Source organism: Sphingobium soli (assembly GCF_020782245.1).
GTDB classification, from domain to species: domain Bacteria; phylum Pseudomonadota; class Alphaproteobacteria; order Sphingomonadales; family Sphingomonadaceae; genus Sphingobium; species Sphingobium soli.
Genome location: NZ_JAJGNP010000006.1, coordinates 19,262 through 35,573, shown reverse-complemented (window position 1 = coordinate 35,573; position 16,312 = coordinate 19,262). Strand labels below are relative to the sequence as shown.

Annotated in this window: 15 protein-coding genes; 8 read left to right on the top strand and 7 right to left on the bottom strand. The window is 62.2% G+C overall.

The window, feature by feature from the left end; translation table 11 throughout:
- Window positions 1–27 precede the first annotated feature (27 nt).
- Window positions 28–1,002 (top strand): glycosyltransferase family 2 protein, encoded by a 975-nt coding sequence (locus tag LL253_RS09555; RefSeq protein WP_228227137.1) that lies wholly within the window; start codon window positions 28–30, stop codon window positions 1,000–1,002.
- Here LL253_RS09555 and LL253_RS09550 read toward each other — a convergent pair.
- A complete protein-coding gene (locus tag LL253_RS09550) occupies window positions 987–1,595 on the bottom strand; it encodes an HdeD family acid-resistance protein (protein ID WP_228227040.1) in 609 nt (202 codons plus the stop codon). The two genes, LL253_RS09555 and LL253_RS09550, sit on opposite strands and share 16 nt — an antisense overlap.
- 126 nt (window positions 1,596–1,721) lie before the next feature.
- Between LL253_RS09550 and clpP the strand changes: the two genes are divergently transcribed.
- The 3 genes from clpP to LL253_RS09535 all read left to right on the top strand — a co-directional run bounded on the left by clpP (window position 1,722) and on the right by LL253_RS09535 (window position 6,612).
- Window positions 1,722–2,357, top strand: coding sequence for an ATP-dependent Clp endopeptidase proteolytic subunit ClpP (clpP, locus tag LL253_RS09545; protein WP_009821941.1), 636 nt, complete (start codon window positions 1,722–1,724; stop codon window positions 2,355–2,357).
- A 141-nt stretch (window positions 2,358–2,498) separates the two neighbouring features.
- Window positions 2,499–3,767, top strand: coding sequence for an ATP-dependent Clp protease ATP-binding subunit ClpX (gene clpX / locus LL253_RS09540; RefSeq protein ID WP_062731282.1), 1,269 nt, complete (start codon window positions 2,499–2,501; stop codon window positions 3,765–3,767).
- A 370-nt stretch (window positions 3,768–4,137) separates the two neighbouring features.
- The gene (locus LL253_RS09535; protein ID WP_009821938.1) at window positions 4,138–6,612 is read left to right on the top strand and encodes a TonB-dependent receptor; all 2,475 of its coding nucleotides are present in this window, start codon (window positions 4,138–4,140) and stop codon (window positions 6,610–6,612) included.
- Window positions 6,613–6,928: 316 nt separating this feature from the next.
- Here the strand turns inward: LL253_RS09535 and mtgA are convergent, their stop codons facing one another.
- Complete coding sequence (gene mtgA, locus LL253_RS09530) at window positions 6,929–7,627, bottom strand: monofunctional biosynthetic peptidoglycan transglycosylase (RefSeq protein ID WP_228222200.1); 699 nt, start codon at window positions 7,625–7,627, stop codon at window positions 6,929–6,931.
- A gap of 91 nt (window positions 7,628–7,718) precedes the next feature.
- On the opposite strand from mtgA, the gene hemB reads away from it, so the two are divergent.
- The 3 genes from hemB to LL253_RS09515 are packed head-to-tail and all read left to right on the top strand — an operon-like array spanning window position 7,719 to window position 9,833.
- Window positions 7,719–8,714, top strand: a complete 996-nt coding sequence (hemB, locus tag LL253_RS09525; RefSeq protein ID WP_228227039.1) for a porphobilinogen synthase — start codon at window positions 7,719–7,721, stop codon at window positions 8,712–8,714.
- On the top strand, window positions 8,707–9,258 hold the full coding sequence (locus LL253_RS09520) for a GNAT family N-acetyltransferase (protein WP_009821935.1): 552 nt from the start codon (window positions 8,707–8,709) through the stop codon (window positions 9,256–9,258). Before hemB ends, LL253_RS09520 begins: the two co-directional genes overlap by 8 nt.
- Window positions 9,255–9,833: a gamma carbonic anhydrase family protein gene (locus tag LL253_RS09515; protein ID WP_228227038.1), complete on the top strand. Its 579-nt coding sequence runs from the start codon at window positions 9,255–9,257 to the stop codon at window positions 9,831–9,833. The genes LL253_RS09520 and LL253_RS09515 overlap by 4 nt, the downstream gene beginning before the upstream one ends.
- Before the next feature lie 4 nt (window positions 9,834–9,837).
- On the opposite strand, the gene LL253_RS09510 is transcribed toward LL253_RS09515, so the two are convergent.
- The 5 genes from LL253_RS09510 to zwf all read right to left on the bottom strand — a co-directional run bounded on the left by LL253_RS09510 (window position 9,838) and on the right by zwf (window position 15,367).
- Window positions 9,838–10,350, bottom strand: coding sequence for a hypothetical protein (locus tag LL253_RS09510; RefSeq protein WP_228227037.1), 513 nt, complete (start codon window positions 10,348–10,350; stop codon window positions 9,838–9,840).
- A 40-nt stretch (window positions 10,351–10,390) separates the two neighbouring features.
- Window positions 10,391–11,011: a bifunctional 4-hydroxy-2-oxoglutarate aldolase/2-dehydro-3-deoxy-phosphogluconate aldolase gene (eda, locus tag LL253_RS09505; RefSeq protein ID WP_228227036.1), complete on the bottom strand. Its 621-nt coding sequence runs from the start codon at window positions 11,009–11,011 to the stop codon at window positions 10,391–10,393.
- Window positions 11,012–11,013: 2 nt separating this feature from the next.
- Window positions 11,014–11,988 (bottom strand): glucokinase, encoded by a 975-nt coding sequence (gene glk, locus LL253_RS09500; RefSeq protein ID WP_228227035.1) that lies wholly within the window; start codon window positions 11,986–11,988, stop codon window positions 11,014–11,016.
- Window positions 11,989–12,084: 96 nt separating this feature from the next.
- Window positions 12,085–13,911 carry a phosphogluconate dehydratase gene (gene edd, locus LL253_RS09495; RefSeq protein ID WP_009821930.1) on the bottom strand — a complete coding sequence of 609 codons (1,827 nt, stop codon included), beginning with the start codon at window positions 13,909–13,911 and terminating at the stop codon, window positions 12,085–12,087.
- A complete protein-coding gene (gene zwf, locus LL253_RS09490) occupies window positions 13,904–15,367 on the bottom strand; it encodes a glucose-6-phosphate dehydrogenase (protein WP_009821929.1) in 1,464 nt (487 codons plus the stop codon). The genes edd and zwf overlap by 8 nt, the downstream gene beginning before the upstream one ends.
- 190 nt (window positions 15,368–15,557) lie before the next feature.
- On the opposite strand from zwf, the gene LL253_RS09485 reads away from it, so the two are divergent.
- Entirely contained in the window at window positions 15,558–16,175 is a 618-nt protein-coding gene (locus LL253_RS09485; RefSeq protein ID WP_228227034.1) for a flavodoxin family protein, read from the top strand.
- Window positions 16,176–16,312 lie beyond the last annotated feature (137 nt).

The following is a 16,312-nucleotide window of genomic DNA, read 5'->3' as shown; positions in this document are numbered from 1 at the left end:
ACGCATAAGGCAGGGCATGAGAAGGCGATGAAGGAATTTCCCGCAGTGAACAGCGAAACCGGCGCGGCCACCCCGCGCATCGCCGTCCTTCTGCCCTGCTATAATGAAGCCGGCGCCATCGTGCAGACGGTGGAGGATTTCCGCCGAGCCTTGCCGCATGCCGACATTTATGTGTTCGACAATAACAGCAGCGACGGCAGCCGTGAGCTGGCGGCCGGGGCAGGGGCCATTGTGCGCCGCGTCAGCCAGCAGGGCAAGGGCCATGTCGTGCGTCGCATGTTCGCGGACGTCGACGCCGATATCTACGTCATGGCCGATGGCGATGCGACCTATGAAGCCGCCGCCGCGCCCCGCATGGTCGCGGCCATGCTGGAGGATAATCTCGACATGGTCGTGGGCAGCCGCCGGGACGAGGTGGAGGCGGCCTATCGCCGCGGCCACCGCTTCGGCAACTGGGCGCTCACCACCTTGCTTAAGCAACTTTTCGGACGCAGCTTCACCGACATTCTGTCCGGCTATCGCGTTTTTTCCCGCCGCTTTGTGAAAAGTTTTCCCGTCCTCTCCGCCGGTTTCGAGATTGAAACGGAAATGTCGGTCCATGCGCTGGAACTGGCCATGCCCGTCGCCGAAGTCGTCACCGCCTATGGCGCGCGGCCCGAAGGATCGGTCAGCAAGCTCAGCACCTATCGCGACGGCTTTCGCATCCTGCGCACGATCATCACGCTATACCGGATCGAACGGCCCGTGCTGTTTTTCGGGATCATCGCGGCGCTGCTGGCCGTTCTTGCGCTCGGTCTCGCTGCGCCGCTCATCGTCACCTATCTTGAAACCGGCCTGGTGCCGCGCTTTCCGACCGCGATCCTCGTGACGGGCCTCATGATCCTCGCCACCCTGTCCGCCATGTGCGGGCTCATTCTCGATACGGTCGTGCGCGGCCGGCGGGAAGTGCGCCGGCTTGCCTATCTCGCCTTCCGCGCGCCGTCGGATTACGCCCGTCCCTGAGCCTTCCGGCGCAGGCGGAAGGCCAGGACGATCAGCAATAGCCCGGACAATAGCGCATAGGCGCCGATCGCCCATCCCAGCGACAGGATGCTGACCACCGGATTGAGCGTGAACAGGATGATGATGCCGATCCCCAGCGCTAGCGTGAGCAGGCCGTTGACGGCCAGCAGCCATTCGCCCTCGATCTCGTCGCGCAACCGGATGGCGGCGGCGATTTCCAGCATTCCAGCCAATATTGCCCAGCCCGCCACGAAGAACAGCGTCAGCATCGCATAGCTGACCGTCGCCGCCAGCGGCATCATCACGAACAGCACGCCCAGCGCTATGCCCAGAAGACCGCGCACCAGCATCGCGATCCAGTGCGCGCCTTCGCCAGCGCGCCGAACCGCGGCGATGAACGAAAACACCCCGTCGACAAAGGCATAGACGGCAAACACCATCGTGAAGGCCACCAGCGCGGTGAAGGGATACAGCATCGCCACGATGCCCAGCAGCACGCCGATTACCCCGCGCGCCAGCAGCGCCTTCCACCGTGAGGAGTAGGGCCAACGACCGCCGGCGATGGTGGCAAAGGGCGGGGACTGATCGGACACGGGTATTTCCTTCGGTTGGATGCTGGCCGATCAATAGATTGCGGGATGGTTGGTTCCCCCTTGAACCCGTGGCTTTTTGTGCCGATGTAGGGCGTGGGCAAAAGCAACTACCCGGAAAAGAGAAAAATGACCGATATCATGTCCGACCCCATGGCCGCGCTGGTCCCCATCGTCATCGAACAGTCGAACCGCGGCGAACGCAGCTTCGACATTTTTTCGCGGCTGCTGCGGGAACGGATCATCTTCGTGACCGGCCAGGTCGAAGATCATATGGCCTCGCTGATCGTCGCCCAGCTCCTGTTCCTGGAATCGGAAAATCCGAAGAAGGATATCTGGATGTACATCAATTCGCCCGGCGGCGTGGTGACGTCCGGCATGGCGATCCATGACACGATGAAATATATCCGGCCGCAGGTCGGCACTGTCTGCATCGGTCAGGCCGCGTCCATGGGCAGCTTCCTGCTCGCCGCTGGCGAGCCGGGCAAGCGCATCGCGCTGTCCAATGCGCGCATCATGGTGCACCAGCCTTCGGGCGGCGCGCAGGGCATGGCCTCGGACATCGAGATTCAGGCCAAGGAAATCCTGCGTATCCGTCGCCGCCTCAATGACCTGTATGTCCAATATACCGGCCAGACGCTGGAGGCCGTGGAGCGGGCAATGGACCGCGACACCTTCCTTGAAGCGGACGAAGCCAAGGCGTTTGGCCTGGTCGACGAAGTGTTCGACCGCCGCCCGCAAATGGCGGACCCCAACGAGGCCTAAAGACTATCTTTACCGCAGCGCGTCACTTTCTCCCCTTGTGGAACGGACGCGCTGCGGGCTAGAATGGCCTTTGGACCAGAAAAATCTCCCGCCGGCGCGGATCTGGTGATTAACTTCCGGGGGGGATAGAGAGAATGGCGAATGACTAAGCTTACCGGTTCGGACTCGAAAAGCACGCTTTACTGCTCCTTCTGCGGCAAGTCGCAGCATGAGGTGCGCAAGCTGATCGCAGGGCCGACCGTCTTCATCTGCGACGAATGCGTGGAACTGTGCAACGACATCATCCGCGAAGAGACCAAGGGCGGTCTCGTCGGCAAGAAGGATGGCGGCGTGCCGACCCCGCAGGAAATCTGCGATGTGCTCGACGATTATGTGATCGGCCAGAGCCGCGCCAAGCGCGTCCTCTCGGTCGCGGTCCATAACCATTACAAGCGCCTCAACCACGGCTCCAAGCCGGGCGAGGTGGAACTCGCCAAGTCCAACATCCTGCTCGTCGGGCCGACCGGCTGCGGCAAGACGCTGCTGGCCCAGACGCTCGCCAAGACGTTCGACGTGCCCTTCACCATGGCGGACGCGACGACCCTGACCGAAGCGGGCTATGTCGGCGAGGATGTGGAGAATATCATTCTCAAGCTGCTTCAGGCGTCCGACTATAATGTCGAAAAGGCGCAGCGCGGCATCGTCTATATCGACGAAATCGACAAGATCAGCCGCAAGGCCGAGAATCCGTCGATCACGCGCGACGTGTCTGGCGAAGGTGTGCAGCAGGCACTGCTCAAGCTGATGGAGGGCACTACTGCCAGTGTGCCGCCCCAGGGTGGCCGCAAGCATCCGCAGCAGGAGTTTCTCCAGGTCGATACGACCAACATCCTGTTTATCTGCGGCGGCGCTTTCGCTGGCCTTGAAAAGATCATCGGCGATCGTCTGGAAGCCAAGTCGATTGGTTTCGGCGCCCATGTCGCCGCGCCCGAGGAGCGCAAGACCGGCGAATTGCTGCGTCAAAGCGAGCCTGAGGATCTGCTCAAATTCGGCCTGATCCCCGAATTTGTCGGCCGCTTGCCCGTCATCGCGACGCTGGAAGATCTGGATGTGTCCGCGCTCGTGAAGATCCTGGTCGAACCCAAGAACGCTCTGGTGAAGCAATATGCCAAGCTGTTCGACATGGAGAATGTCGAATTGAGCTTCACCGACGACGCTTTGACCGCGATTGCGAAGAAGGCGATCGAGCGCAAAACGGGCGCACGCGGTCTCCGCTCGATCCTCGAAGGGATTCTGCTCGACACGATGTTCGATCTGCCCTCGATGGAGGGCGTAGGCGAAGTGGTTGTGGACAAGGATGTCGTGGCCGGCACGAAGGAGCCGATTCGCGTCTTCAGCGAAACCAAGAAGCGCGCCGACGACGCAGCCTGATCCCTATCGGCGTCATCCGTTCCAAAATTCAGGAAAAAGCCGGCAAGCGATTGCCGGCTTTTTGCATTTTTCTTCGCCATCGCACAAATAATTTCGCTTCGTTGCAAAATTGCATCATACGCGCAGGAACCTTTGCAGTTCCTCCAATGTCACACAATTTCAACATATTAGGACAATAGGGGCGCTGCCGTCGACGCCATGGGCGCAGGCGGTGGGGGGAATGTGACAATCCCGATGATGCGCTGTAACAAAAATGCAAAGGGAGCATCACAGGGGCGACGCCAGAAGCCGCAAAGAGCGGCGTCAGCTTGAGAGAGCAAAGCAGTTTGAAGCGTGGCGGACGCCACTCTTGCAAAGGGACAAGGGTCAAATGAAACAGTTTCTCATGGGCAGCGCGGCGGTCCTCGCCGTTGCCATTCCTGGTGCTGCGCTCGCGCAGTCGACCGGTTCGCAGGATTTCGAAGACACGATCGTCGTGACTGGCGCGACCGTCGACCAGGGCGTCGGCGGCGTGAAAATCCCGGATTCGCCGAAGGCGAAGGTCGTTCTGACGCAGGAAATCATCGAACGTCAGCGTCCTGGCCAGTCGGTCAACGAAATCATCAATCTGGTGCCGGGCGTCAGCTTCACCAACAACGATCCCTGGGGTTCGTCGGGCGGCAGCTTCACCATCCGCGGCTTCAGCTCGGATCGTATCGCGCAGATCCTTGACGGTATTCCGCTCAACGACTCGGGCAACTACGCGATCTACACCAACCAGCAGGTTGACCCGGAAATCGTCGAAAGCATCAACGTCAACCTCGGCGCGACCGACGTCGACAGCCCGACCGCCGCTGCGGTTGGCGGCACCGTCAACATCAACACCATGGTGCCTAAGGATGATTTCGGCGGGATGGGTAGCGTCAGCTACGGCAACATCGTCGCCGACGGCTCGGGCGACCGTCCTTTCCATCGCGTGTTCGGCATGATCCAGACCGGCGATTTCACCGGCCATGGCACCAAGGCATGGGTGTCCGCCTCGCGCGCCTATAACAAGGCGAGCTTCGCCGATTATGGCAAGATTGAAAAGGCCCAGTATAACGGTAAGATCTGGCAGGATATCGGCGCGAATGGCGACTTCATCTCGCTCGCTGGCCACTATAACGTCAATCGCAACAACTTTGGTGGTTCGCCTGCCTCGGCCGCGGCGTTCAGCGGCGACAAGAGCGCGCGCTTCTACAATGTTTCGGGCGGCATTCCGTGCGAAATCAACACCGAAGCCAATCCGGCGATCGCGGATCAGACCAACAGCTGCGGCACGCAGTTCGAACGTCGCTACAACCCGTCGAACACCGGCAACGCGCGTCTCAGCACCCGCCTGACCCTGACCGATCGCCTGATCTTCTCGGCGGACGCGGCCTATCAATATGTAAAGGCGAACGGCGGCGGCACGACGTCCGCCTATGAAGCGCCCTTCTATTCGGGCACGGACGCACTGACCGGTTATTTCAACGGCAGCGCCTATTTCGGCCGGGATCTGAACGGTGATGGCACGCTCGGCGTTGACGCCAACGGCAATGGCCGGATCGATCCGGCGGAATCCGACCGCGTCCTCATCAACAACCCCAGCCAGACGCAGACGAAGCGCTATGTCGCGATCGCCAACCTCTCTTACGAGATTGACGAAAACAACCGCGTCCGTCTGTCGTACAGCTTCGACCGTGCCCGTCACCGCCAGACCGGCGAAGGCGCGCGCGTGCTGTTCAACGGCGAACCGACCGACGTCTTCCCGGTCAATGATCCGCTGACCGACGCGGACGGCAATGTCCTGCAAAAGCGTGACCGCAAATCCTATGCGACGCTCAACCAGGTCGCGGGCGAATATCGCGGCACCTTCTTTGACGATCTTCTGACCGTCAACCTTGGCGTCCGTGCGCCCTTCTTCAAGCGCGAACTGAACCAATATTGCTTCACCTCGGCGCCCAACGGCAACGTCAACTGCGTCGCTGGTGGCGACGTGGCGGCCTATGCCGCTGCCAACCCGACCTTCGCCGCGCCGCAGTCGCGTAACTATAAATATGACAAGCTGCTGCCGAACGTCGGCGCGATCTTCAAGATCACGCCGGAAATCAGCATCGCGGGCAGCTATGCCGCGAACATCTCGGTTCCCGGCACCGACACGCTCTACAACTCGATCTATCTGCCGGCCGAAAATGCCGCGTCGAAGCCGGTTGCGGAAACGTCGGACAGCTTCGACCTCGCCCTGCGCTACCAGAACAACATCGTGCAGGCGGCCGTCACCGGCTGGTATGCCAAGTATAAGAACCGCATCGCATCGGCCTACAGCATCGAATGCGATTGCTCGATCGACACCAATCTGGGTGGCGTAAAGAAATACGGCATCGACGCCAATGTGTCGGTCCGTCCCACCCCTGGCCTGCTGGTGTACGCATTCGGTTCGTGGATCGAATCGGAAATCGGTTCTGACGTTCAGACCGGTCCGACCGACTTCGCCGCGACCAAGGGCAATCGCGAACGTGGCGCGCCGTCCTATCTGGTCGGCGGTCGTATCCAGGGTACGCTGGGCCCGGTCGATCTTGGCGCGCAGATCAAGCGCACCGGTTCGCGCTACCTGAACGACATCAACACGTTCAAGGTTGCTGGCTACACGGTCGTCGATCTCGACCTGCGCTACAACCTAGCCAATCTGGGCCTGGAAAAGTCCTTTGTTCAGTTCAACGTGTCGAACCTGTTTGATAAATTCTACATCGGGTCGTTCAGCGGTGGCCTGACCACGGCGTCGAGCACCTTCGTCAACTATGGCGCCCCGCGCGCCATCAGCGGTTCGCTGGTCGTCGCGTTCTGATCGACCGACGCAGGTAAAAGGAAAGGGCGGGGCGCGATCCCCGCCCTTTTTCTTTGGGGGCGCGACATGGCCCATTGCGGGCTGCGCTCCTGCTTTCCTATTTCGCTGGAAATGTTGGAAATTTCGCGGTTTATCCTGCTGGATGGAACAGGCCGCCACGTCCCATGTCCCCGATCGACCGCCAGCGCACAGCGCTGCCGCGCCTTCCGCTCACCTGTCGCTTCGGTGTCGCCTTGTGGTCGCTTCGTGGTCGCTTACTGGTCGCTTCGGGCCGAAAAAGCTCGACGACACTGTGAACTTCGACAGTCCGGGTCGGCTATTTCACACAGCGGTCCAGCCCATCGCGCTGCACCACGCCGATGCGCGTCGCAATCGTATTTCCATAGCGCCGCGTAAAGCCGCTCGGCGCCACCGCGGCGCGTTTCTTGGGCAGCGGCAGGACCGCGGCGATCCGCGCCGCCTCCGCCCGGCTCAGCCGGTCCGCGCCATGGCGAAAATAGCGGATCGCGCCGGCCTGCACCCCATAGGTGCCGATGCCGGTCTCCGCGACGTTCAAATAGACTTCCATGATCCGCCGCTTGCCCCAGATCGCCTCGATCAACACCGTGAACCAGGCTTCCAGCCCCTTGCGGACGAACCCGCCCCCTTGCCACAGGAACACGTTTTTCGCCGTTTGCTGGCTGATCGTCGATCCGCCCCGGATGCGCCCGCCACTGGCATTGTGCATCGCCGCCTTGGCGATGGCGTCCACATCGAACCCGTGATGGCTACAGAATTTGCCATCCTCGGCCGCGATTGCAGCGCGCGCCATGTCGGGGTCAATATCCTTCAGGCTGGTCCAGTCCTTCGTGATGCCCTTGGGGTCGAGCAGCATCGTCATCGTGACCGGCGGCGGCACGAAGCGGTACAGCGTCACCAGCAGCAGCGACAGCAGAACGAAACCCGCGATGACACGCAGCGGGATCGTGATCCAGCGGGATCGGCGGCGGTTGGGAAAGGCGGATTTGGCGGTCATGGACCTATCGATAGCGCCCCCCTCGCGTGCTTCAAGTGCAAGCGACCCGGCCATGCTTGATCGACCCTGCGGCCGCGCCTACACCCGATCCATGACCTATGCTCCCTATCCCGCGCTGCGCCTGCGCCGCACTCGCGCATCGGCGTGGAGCCGCGCCATGCATGCGGAAAACCGCCTGTCTCCCAGCGACTTCATCTGGCCCTTGTTCGTCACTGAAGGAGAGGGGGCGGAACAGCCGATCGGCGCGCTGCCCGGCGTGTCCCGCTGGTCCGTCGATGGCATCGTGGCCCGCGCGCGCGAAGCCCACGATGCCGGCATCCCGTGCCTAGCGCTGTTCCCCAATACCCAGGCGGACAGGCGCAGCGACGACGGCGCCGAAGCGCTCAATCCCGACAATCTGATGTGCCGCGCGATTCGCGCCATCAAGGATGCCGTTCCCGATATCGGCGTTCTGACCGACGTCGCGCTCGATCCCTATACCGTCCATGGGCAGGACGGCCTGCTCGACCCCACCGGCTATGTCGTCAATGACGCGACGGTGGACGTGCTGATCGGCCAGTCGCTGAACCAGGCGGCAGCGGGCGCGGACATCATCGCGCCCAGCGACATGATGGACGGCCGTGTCGGTGCGATCCGCGAGGCACTGGAGGAAACCGGCCACGCCAATGTCCAGATCATGGCCTATGCCGCCAAATATGCGAGCGCCTTTTACGGTCCTTTCCGCGACGCGGTAGGGTCGCGCGGCCTGCTCAAAGGCGACAAGAAAAACTATCAGATGGACCCCGCCAATGGCGAAGAAGCGCTGCGCGAAGTGGCGCTCGACCTGGCTGAAGGCGCGGACAGCGTCATGGTGAAGCCGGGCCTGCCCTATCTCGACATCGTCGCGCGCGTGCGCGACCGGTTCGCCGTCCCGGTCTTCGCCTATCAGGTGTCGGGCGAATATGCGATGATCGAACATGCCGCCGCGGCAGGCGCGGGGAACCGCGACGCGCTGATCCTCGAAACGCTGATGGCGTTCAAGCGGGCGGGCTGTTCGGGCGTGCTGACCTACCACGCGCTCCACGCCGCGCGGTTGCTGCATGGCTGAATTTTGTCTGGAAACGGACAGGCTATGGTTGCGCGCATGGCGGTCGGGTGACGCTGAACCTTTCAGGCGATCGCTGGATACGGATGAGGTCACGCGCTGGCTCGGCGGCCGGCAGCCGGCTGAATATTATGACCGTCTTTGCGCGGCTATGCAGCAGAGCCAGGCTGAGCACGGCCACTGTTTCTGGATCATGGAAGACAAGGCCGAAGGGGCGATCATCGGATTTTGCGGGCCGCGGCGCGGGCGGCATGTCGGAACGCCCATCCATGGCGCTCTGGAACTGGGGTGGCGGCTGGCCTCGTCGCATTGGGGCAAGGGCTATGCCAAGGAAGCCGCAGCCGCAACTGTGCAATGGTGCCGCAAGCATCGTCCGCTCGACGGCCGGCTGATCGCCTATACGGTTCCCGGCAACAGCGCGTCCCGGGGTCTGATGACGGCGCTAGGAATGCAGCGGCAACCGAATATGGACTTCGATCATCCCGATCTGCCATCCGGGCATCCCCTGCGCCGGCATATTACTTACACATTGGAGCATCCGGCATGACGGCCCATCCTGAAACGAGCATCATTCCTTTCAACGGCAGGACGCCTGTCATTCATCCAAGCGCCTTCATCGCGCCCGGCTGCCGGATCATCGGAGACGTAGAAATCGGCGAGGATGCCAGCATCTGGTATAATTGCGTCCTGCGCGCCGACGTGAACCGCATCCGGATCGGCGCACGGACCAACATCCAGGATGGAACGGTCGTTCACTGCGACAGTCCCGGTGACCGCGCTGACGGCCGACCGCTTGATGGATGGCCCACGATTATCGGTGACGATGTGCTGATCGGCCATATGGCGATGGTGCATGGTTGCGTGCTGGAGGACCGCGCCTTTGTCGGGCTGGGCGCGATCGTCATGAGCGGCTGCACAGTGGAAAGCGACGCCATGCTGGCGGCGGGCGCCATGCTGACATCGGGCAAGACGGTGGCACACCGGCAATTATGGGCGGGTCGTCCGGCCAAATATATGCGTGATCTCAGTGATGAAGCACTGATCGACATGCGCGAAGGCGTCGATCATTATGTCCATAATGGCAAAGCCCACAAAGGCTCTGTCAAGGCGAACTATGGGTGACGGGTCAGGGCTGAGGGAGACGGGCCTTCAGCGCGTCGATCCGGTCATTCTGCTGATCGACCAACGCCAGCGCAGCGCTGCGGGCAGCGTCAATATCTTGCACGCCGCCTGCGGCTTGTCCGTCGGCCACATCATTGCTGCGCTGGACATAGAGCGTGTCGAGGCTTGCAAGCGCGGATACGCTGTCGTTTCGGGCGGATTCCAATGCGCTGATTGCGACCTGGGCGCTGACCCAGGCATCGCTCGACACGCCGGCAGTACGTGCGGCGCCGACCAGTCGGTCAGCCGTGGCATAGGCCGCATCGAACGCGGATGCTCCTTTGTCGGCTTGTTCGGCGTAGCGGGCGATTTGCGCGGATAAAGCCGCGTCGGCGGGCTGCGGCGCCGGGGGCGGCGCAAGGTCGGCCACCGGCGCGCTTTCGATCGGCCTTTTGGCAAGCGAGGGATAATTTTGCGGCGCGCTGGCGCAACCCGACAGCATCAGGGCAAGGGCGGCGAGCAGGCGTCGGGGTGTCATCCCTCGCATTTAAGACGGGCCGCGCGCCGTGGCAACCGCCTCAGCGCGGCAACGCCGCTGCCTCTCTCGCCAGCGCCTCAATCTTTTGCGGATCGACCGGTCCCTTGGGCACGACCCAGCTGCCGCCGACGCATGTGATGAAGGGCTGTGCCAGCCATTCCGGCGCGCTTTGCGCCGTGATGCCGCCGGTCGGGCAAAAACGGGCGGCGTGGAGCGGTGCGGCCAGGGCCTTGAGCGCAGGCAGTCCGCCCGACGTTTCGGCCGGAAAGAATTTGAAGCGGGACAGGCCCATGTCCATGCCGCGCATGACGTCCCCCGCCGTGGCGGTTCCCGGCAGGAACGGCACGTCCGCGGCGATGGCCGCTTTGCCCAGCGGTTCGGTCAGGCCGGGGCTGACGATGAAGCGCGCGCCCGCTTCCATCGCAGCGTCGAGTTGCGCTGCGTTGAGCACGGTGCCAGCGCCCACGACCGCGCCTTCGACCTGTGACATTTCGCGGATCACGTCTAGCGCTGCGGGTGTGCGCAGAGTGACTTCCAGGGCTGGAAGGCCGCCCTTCACCAGCGCCTGCGCGATCGGCAACGCATCCTCTACGCGCTCGACCACCAGCACAGGAATGACCGGGGCAAGCTCCATCACCTGTTCGACCGTCAGCTTGCTCATTCTCATTTCTCCCTGAAGGCCGCGGCAGCGCCGAACAGCCCGATTTCGTCATGAATGGCGCAGCGGATCGGCACGGTCGCCATCAGGCTCTCGAACCGGCCCTTGGCCTTGAACCGCGTATGGAAACCGCTCTGCGGCAGAAAATCGCGCATCCGTTGGGTGAGGCCGCCAGCCAGCACGACGCTGTGCGGCCCATGCGCCAAGGCCAGATCGCCCGCGACTGATCCATAGCAAAGGCAGAAACGCTCCAGCGCCCGCCGGGCAAAGTCGTCCGTCCCGTCGAGCGCTGCCTGCCACAATTCGGGATCTTCCATCAGCACCACGCGCTCATGTCCGATTGTCGCCATTGCCTTGTAGATATTGTTGAGGCCTGGCCCCGATACCATCCGCTCAGTCGACACGCGCAGGAATTTGTCCCGCAGGTAGGACAGGATGCGCTCTTCCATATGATCCAGCGGCGCGAAGTCGAGGTGCCCGCCCTCGGTCGCAACGACATGCGGATGCCCGTTGTCGAACGCGATCATGGCCACGCCCAGACCTGTGCCCGGCCCCATGACGGTCACGCCGCCATCAAAGGGGAAAGGTTTGTCCTCTCCGAACAGCAGCGGAAGATTTTCCTGGGGCAGCCGCGACACCGCAAAGGCCACCGCCTCGAAATCATTGACCAGCCGAACCGTGCGCACACCGATGTCAGCAGCCAGCGTATCGGCCCGGATCATCCAGTTGCTGTTGGTCAGCTTGATGACGTCCCGCCCGATTGCGGTCGCAAAAGCGATGGAGGCCGCGTCGGGCAGCTCCCCAGCGCCATCCTTTTTCTCATCAGCGGCGAAGGCCGCCCAGCAAGCGGTGAGGCTGGGATAATCCTCCACCTTATATTTGCGTACGGTGCCGAGCGTTGGCACACCCTTTTCATCAAGAGCGGCGCGGGCGAAGCGGGCATTGGTGCCGCCGATATCGGCGGCGATGATGTCGGTCATGTCACTCTCCCTCCGTTCGCCCGGGTCCCGTCGAAAGGCCGCACTTCTCTTCAAAGGGAGAAGGGCGTCGACAGGTTCGGCGCGAACGGGATCAAATCAAACTTCGCTGTCCATCGCCGCCAGGATTGGCGACGCGCCCTGTTCGGCAAGGTCGCTATGATGACGGAACAGCGCGAACAGTTCGCGACCCGTATCATAGGGCGGGGGCGGGGCTTCGGGATGGTCCCTGCGGTCCCATTCGGCCTGGTCAACCAACGCCTCGACCGAGCCGCTTTGCGCGCAGACCCGGACCATATCTCCATCGCGGAGCTTGCCGATGGGCCCACCGCCAAGCGCCTCTGGCGACAGGTGAATGGCGGCGGGCACCTTGCCGGACGCACCGGACATGCGGCCGTCGGTTAATAGCGCGACCTTGAAGCCGCGATCCTGCAATACGCCGAGCGCCGGGGTCAGTTTGTGCAATTCGGGCATGCCATTGGCACGCGGCCCCTGGAAGCGGACGACGACCACGACGTCGCGCTCAAGCTCGCCTGCCTTGAACGCGCGCAGCACGTCATCCTGATCATGGAAAATGGCGGCCGGAGCCTCGATCGTCCAGCGTTCGCGATCGACCGCGCTCGTCTTCATGACGCACCGGCCAAGATTGCCCTGCAAAAGCCTCATGCCGCCATCGGCCTGGAACGGATTGGACACCGGTCGCAGCATGGCCTCATCGCGGGACGAAGGTACGTCCTTCCACGTCAGCGCTTCATTCTCCAGCGCTGGTTCCTTGCCATAGTCGGTCATATCCTGGCGCGCGACGGTCATGATATCCCGATGAAGCAACCCGGCATCCAGCAATTCCCGGATGACAAAGCTGATGCCACCGGCTGCATGAAAATGGTTCACGTCGCCCGATCCGTTGGGATAGACGCGGGCCAGCAGCGGCACTGCATTGGAAATGTCGGCAAAGTCGGTCCAGTCGATGTGAATGCCAGCCGATCGGGCAATCGCGGGCAGATGAATCGCATGGTTCGTCGATCCGCCTGTGGCCATCAGGCCAATGATCGCGTTGACGATCGCCTTTTCATCAATGCAGTGCCCAAGCGGGCGGTAATCATCACCATCCCACCCAATCTGCGCGATCCGGTGCGTTGCCGCGCGGGTGAGTTCGGCGCGCAACTTAGTGCCCGGATTGACGAAGGACGCTGCGGGCATGTGCAGGCCCATCATCTCCATCATCATCTGATTGCTGTTGGCGGTGCCGTAGAAGGTACAGGTGCCTGCGCCGTGGTAAGAGGCGCTTTCCGACTCGAGCAGTTCGTCGCGCCCAACTTTCCCTTCCGCATAAAGCTGGCGGATCCGGACCTTTTCCTTGTTGGCGAGGCCCGATGGCATCGGCCCGGCTGGGATCAGGATGGTCGGCAGATGACCGAAGCGCAAGGCGCCGATCAACAAGCCCGGCACGATCTTGTCGCAGATGCCAAGCAGCAGCGCGCCCTCGAACATTGCATGGGACAGGGCAACAGCGGTGCCGAGCGCGATCGTGTCACGGCTGAACAGGGAAAGGTCCATGCCTGCCTGGCCTTGGGTCACGCCATCGCACATGGCGGGCACGCCACCGGCCACCTGCGCCGTCGCTCCTACCTCGCGGGCGGCGATCTTGATCTGCTCGGGGTAGCGGCCATAGGGCTGATGCGCCGACAACATGTCATTATAGGCGGTGACGATGCCGATATTCATGGCGCTGCCGGTGCGGATCACGGGCTTGTCCTCGCCACTGGCGGCAAAACCATGGGCCAGATTGCCGCAGGACAGCTGGTCGCGATTGGTGCCGGCGTCGCGGCCCCGTTCGATGAGGTCGAGATATTTGCGACGGCTTTGTGCGCTGCGTTTGACGATGCGCTCCGTCACCTTGGCGATTGTGGGGTGAAGATCAGTCATGCCAGCTTGCTCCGTCGCGTTCGATCAGGGCAATGGCCGAGGACGGACCCCAGTTCCCCGAACTATAGGGGGCGACCTTCATATTCGCCTCTTTCCAGCCATCGATGATGCTGTCGATCCAGGTCCATTGCGCTTCCACCTCGTCGCGGCGGACGAACAGCGTCTGGTCGCCTGCCAGCAGGTCCAGGATCAGCCGTTCATAGGCGATGCGACGTCGCTGCCCGGCGAAGGCCGCGGTGAGGGACACGTCGAGCGTCACTTCCTCCAGATGGACCTGCCGCTCCAGCCCCGGCCTTTTGCTCATGATCAGCAGGCGGATATATTCTTCGGGCTGCAACCGGATGATCAGCGTGTTGGGCTCAAGGCCCGTGCCGTGCCCGGCGCGCCAGAAGATGGAATGACGCACTGGCTTGAACTGGATCAAAATTTCCGACTGGCGCGCGGGCATCCGCTTTCCCGTGCGCAGGTAGAAGGGCACGCCCTGCCAGCGCCAATTGTCGATGTAGGCCTTGAGCGCGACGAAGGTTTCCGTGTCGGACGGCTGACCCAGTTCGTCGGCATAGCCAGTGACAATTTCCCCCTGCACGGCACCCGGCGTATATTGGCCGCGCACGCTATGGGTCTTGACCGTTTCCGCCGTCATCGGACGCAGCGACCGCAGCGCCTTTACCTTTTCATCGCGCACTGCCGTCGGATCCATGCGCGCCGGCGGCTCCATCGTGATGATCGACAGGATCTGGAGGATATGGTTCTGCACCATGTCGCGCAGTGCGCCGACCCCGTCATAATAGGAGACGCGACCCTCCAGGCCGACGGTTTCCCCAACGGTGATCTGAACATGATCTATCGCCCCGGTATTCCAGAGCGGCTCGAACATGACATTCCCAAAGCGCAGCGCCAGCAAGTTCTGCACCGTTTCCTTGCCCAGATAATGATCGACGCGAAAAATCTGCTCCTCGGCGAACAGGGCGCCGATGCCGTCATTCACCTGTTTGGAGGATGCCAGATCCTTGCCGATGGGCTTTTCCATGGCGATTCGCGTATTGGCGGCGATCAGGCCGGCGTCGGCCAGGCCTTGCGCCGTGGGCGCAAAAAGCGCTGGGGGCGTCGAAAGATAGATTGACAGGCCGCGCTCCAGCCTGCCGTCGATCCTCTGCGCCAGCGCCGCGAATTGCTCAGGCTTCGCCGCATCCACCGGCTGGTAGCAGATCATTTCACGTAAACGGGCGGCGACATCGTCGTCATAACGATCATTGGGCAGGAACTGCCGCAATGCCGCGCAGACATCCTTTTGAAATGCGTCATCCGACATTTCCGATCGGCCCGAGGCCACGATCATGAAATCATCGGGCAACAGCCCATCGGCCAGAAGATTGTAGAGCGATGGAAAAATCATGCGCCGGGCGAGGTCGCCGGTGGCACCGAATAGCAGGAACGTGGCAGACGGTTCGGTCAAAGGATGATCCTTCTCCGGTTGGTGTTTGTCATGTCTGCACGATGGCGCCTTTATACCGGGCGCGGATCGTTACGCAAGCAGGGTATCGCCCGAAGGCGTCCGTCGCAACATTACGCCTGGCGGCGGGCTTTGGTTGCCCCGGAACTTAGCCGGTCGCGCTGCGCTTGGAGCCAGAAGACAGGAGAATGAGATGCTTAAAGCCCAGCCCCTCAACTGCACGCTCAAGCGGGATGATTCGACGCCAAGCTCCACGGATGCCATGATTGCCGTCCTGGCGCGCGAATTCAGCGCTCTGGGCGTCGAGGTCGCGGATACGATCCGCCTGGCAGCGCACAATGTTCCGCCCGGCGTGACATCGGATGAAGGCAATGGCGATGAATGGCCGGCGATCCGGGAAAGAATGTTGGCAGCCGACATCCTTATTTTCGGCACGCCCATCTGGATGGGCCAGGCGAGCAGTGTCGCCAAGCGGGCGATGGAAAGAATGGACGCGTTTCTGTCGGAAACCGATGATCAGGGGCGGATGCCCAGCTATTCCAAGGTCGCTGTCGCAGCGATTGTGGGGAATGAAGATGGTGCCCATTTCGCCTCGGCGCAGATTTTTCAGGCACTCAATGACGTGGGCTGGACGATTCCAGCCGTGGGCGCCTGTTATTGGGTGGGAGAAGCCATGGGATCGAAAGATTTCCAGGATCTCGACAAGACCCCCGAGCCTGTCGCCAAAACCGCGCAGATGGTGGCCGGCAATGCAGCCCACCTCGCGCAGCTATTCGCTGCAAACCCTTTCCCCGGCCACGGTGTGGCCTGAGCATCATGTCTCGTTGCCGGCCGTTGCCGACCCATGGGACAAGGCATATCGACTTCTTTTGTTCACATCGCCCTTCGCCAAGTCCTTTTTCGGCTGGACGCAGAGAGCAGATTTTGCCATCTGGCGGACCGGCGTCG

Excerpts from the sequence above, each read along its gene's own strand:
- LL253_RS09555 (WP_228227137.1), top strand. The coding sequence starts at position 28 with ATGAAGGAATTTCCCGCAGTGAACAGCGAAACCGGCGCGGCCACCCCG.
- clpP (WP_009821941.1), top strand. The coding sequence starts at position 1,722 with ATGACCGATATCATGTCCGACCCCATGGCCGCGCTGGTCCCCATCGTC.
- clpX (WP_062731282.1), top strand. The coding sequence starts at position 2,499 with ATGACTAAGCTTACCGGTTCGGACTCGAAAAGCACGCTTTACTGCTCC.
- LL253_RS09535 (WP_009821938.1), top strand. The coding sequence starts at position 4,138 with ATGAAACAGTTTCTCATGGGCAGCGCGGCGGTCCTCGCCGTTGCCATT.
- mtgA (WP_228222200.1), bottom strand. The coding sequence starts at position 7,627 with ATGACCGCCAAATCCGCCTTTCCCAACCGCCGCCGATCCCGCTGGATC.
- hemB (WP_228227039.1), top strand. The coding sequence starts at position 7,719 with ATGACCTATGCTCCCTATCCCGCGCTGCGCCTGCGCCGCACTCGCGCA.
- LL253_RS09520 (WP_009821935.1), top strand. The coding sequence starts at position 8,707 with ATGGCTGAATTTTGTCTGGAAACGGACAGGCTATGGTTGCGCGCATGG.
- LL253_RS09515 (WP_228227038.1), top strand. The coding sequence starts at position 9,255 with ATGACGGCCCATCCTGAAACGAGCATCATTCCTTTCAACGGCAGGACG.
- LL253_RS09510 (WP_228227037.1), bottom strand. The coding sequence starts at position 10,350 with ATGACACCCCGACGCCTGCTCGCCGCCCTTGCCCTGATGCTGTCGGGT.
- eda (WP_228227036.1), bottom strand. The coding sequence starts at position 11,011 with ATGAGCAAGCTGACGGTCGAACAGGTGATGGAGCTTGCCCCGGTCATT.
- glk (WP_228227035.1), bottom strand. The coding sequence starts at position 11,988 with ATGACCGACATCATCGCCGCCGATATCGGCGGCACCAATGCCCGCTTC.
- edd (WP_009821930.1), bottom strand. The coding sequence starts at position 13,911 with ATGACTGATCTTCACCCCACAATCGCCAAGGTGACGGAGCGCATCGTC.
- LL253_RS09485 (WP_228227034.1), top strand. The coding sequence starts at position 15,558 with ATGCTTAAAGCCCAGCCCCTCAACTGCACGCTCAAGCGGGATGATTCG.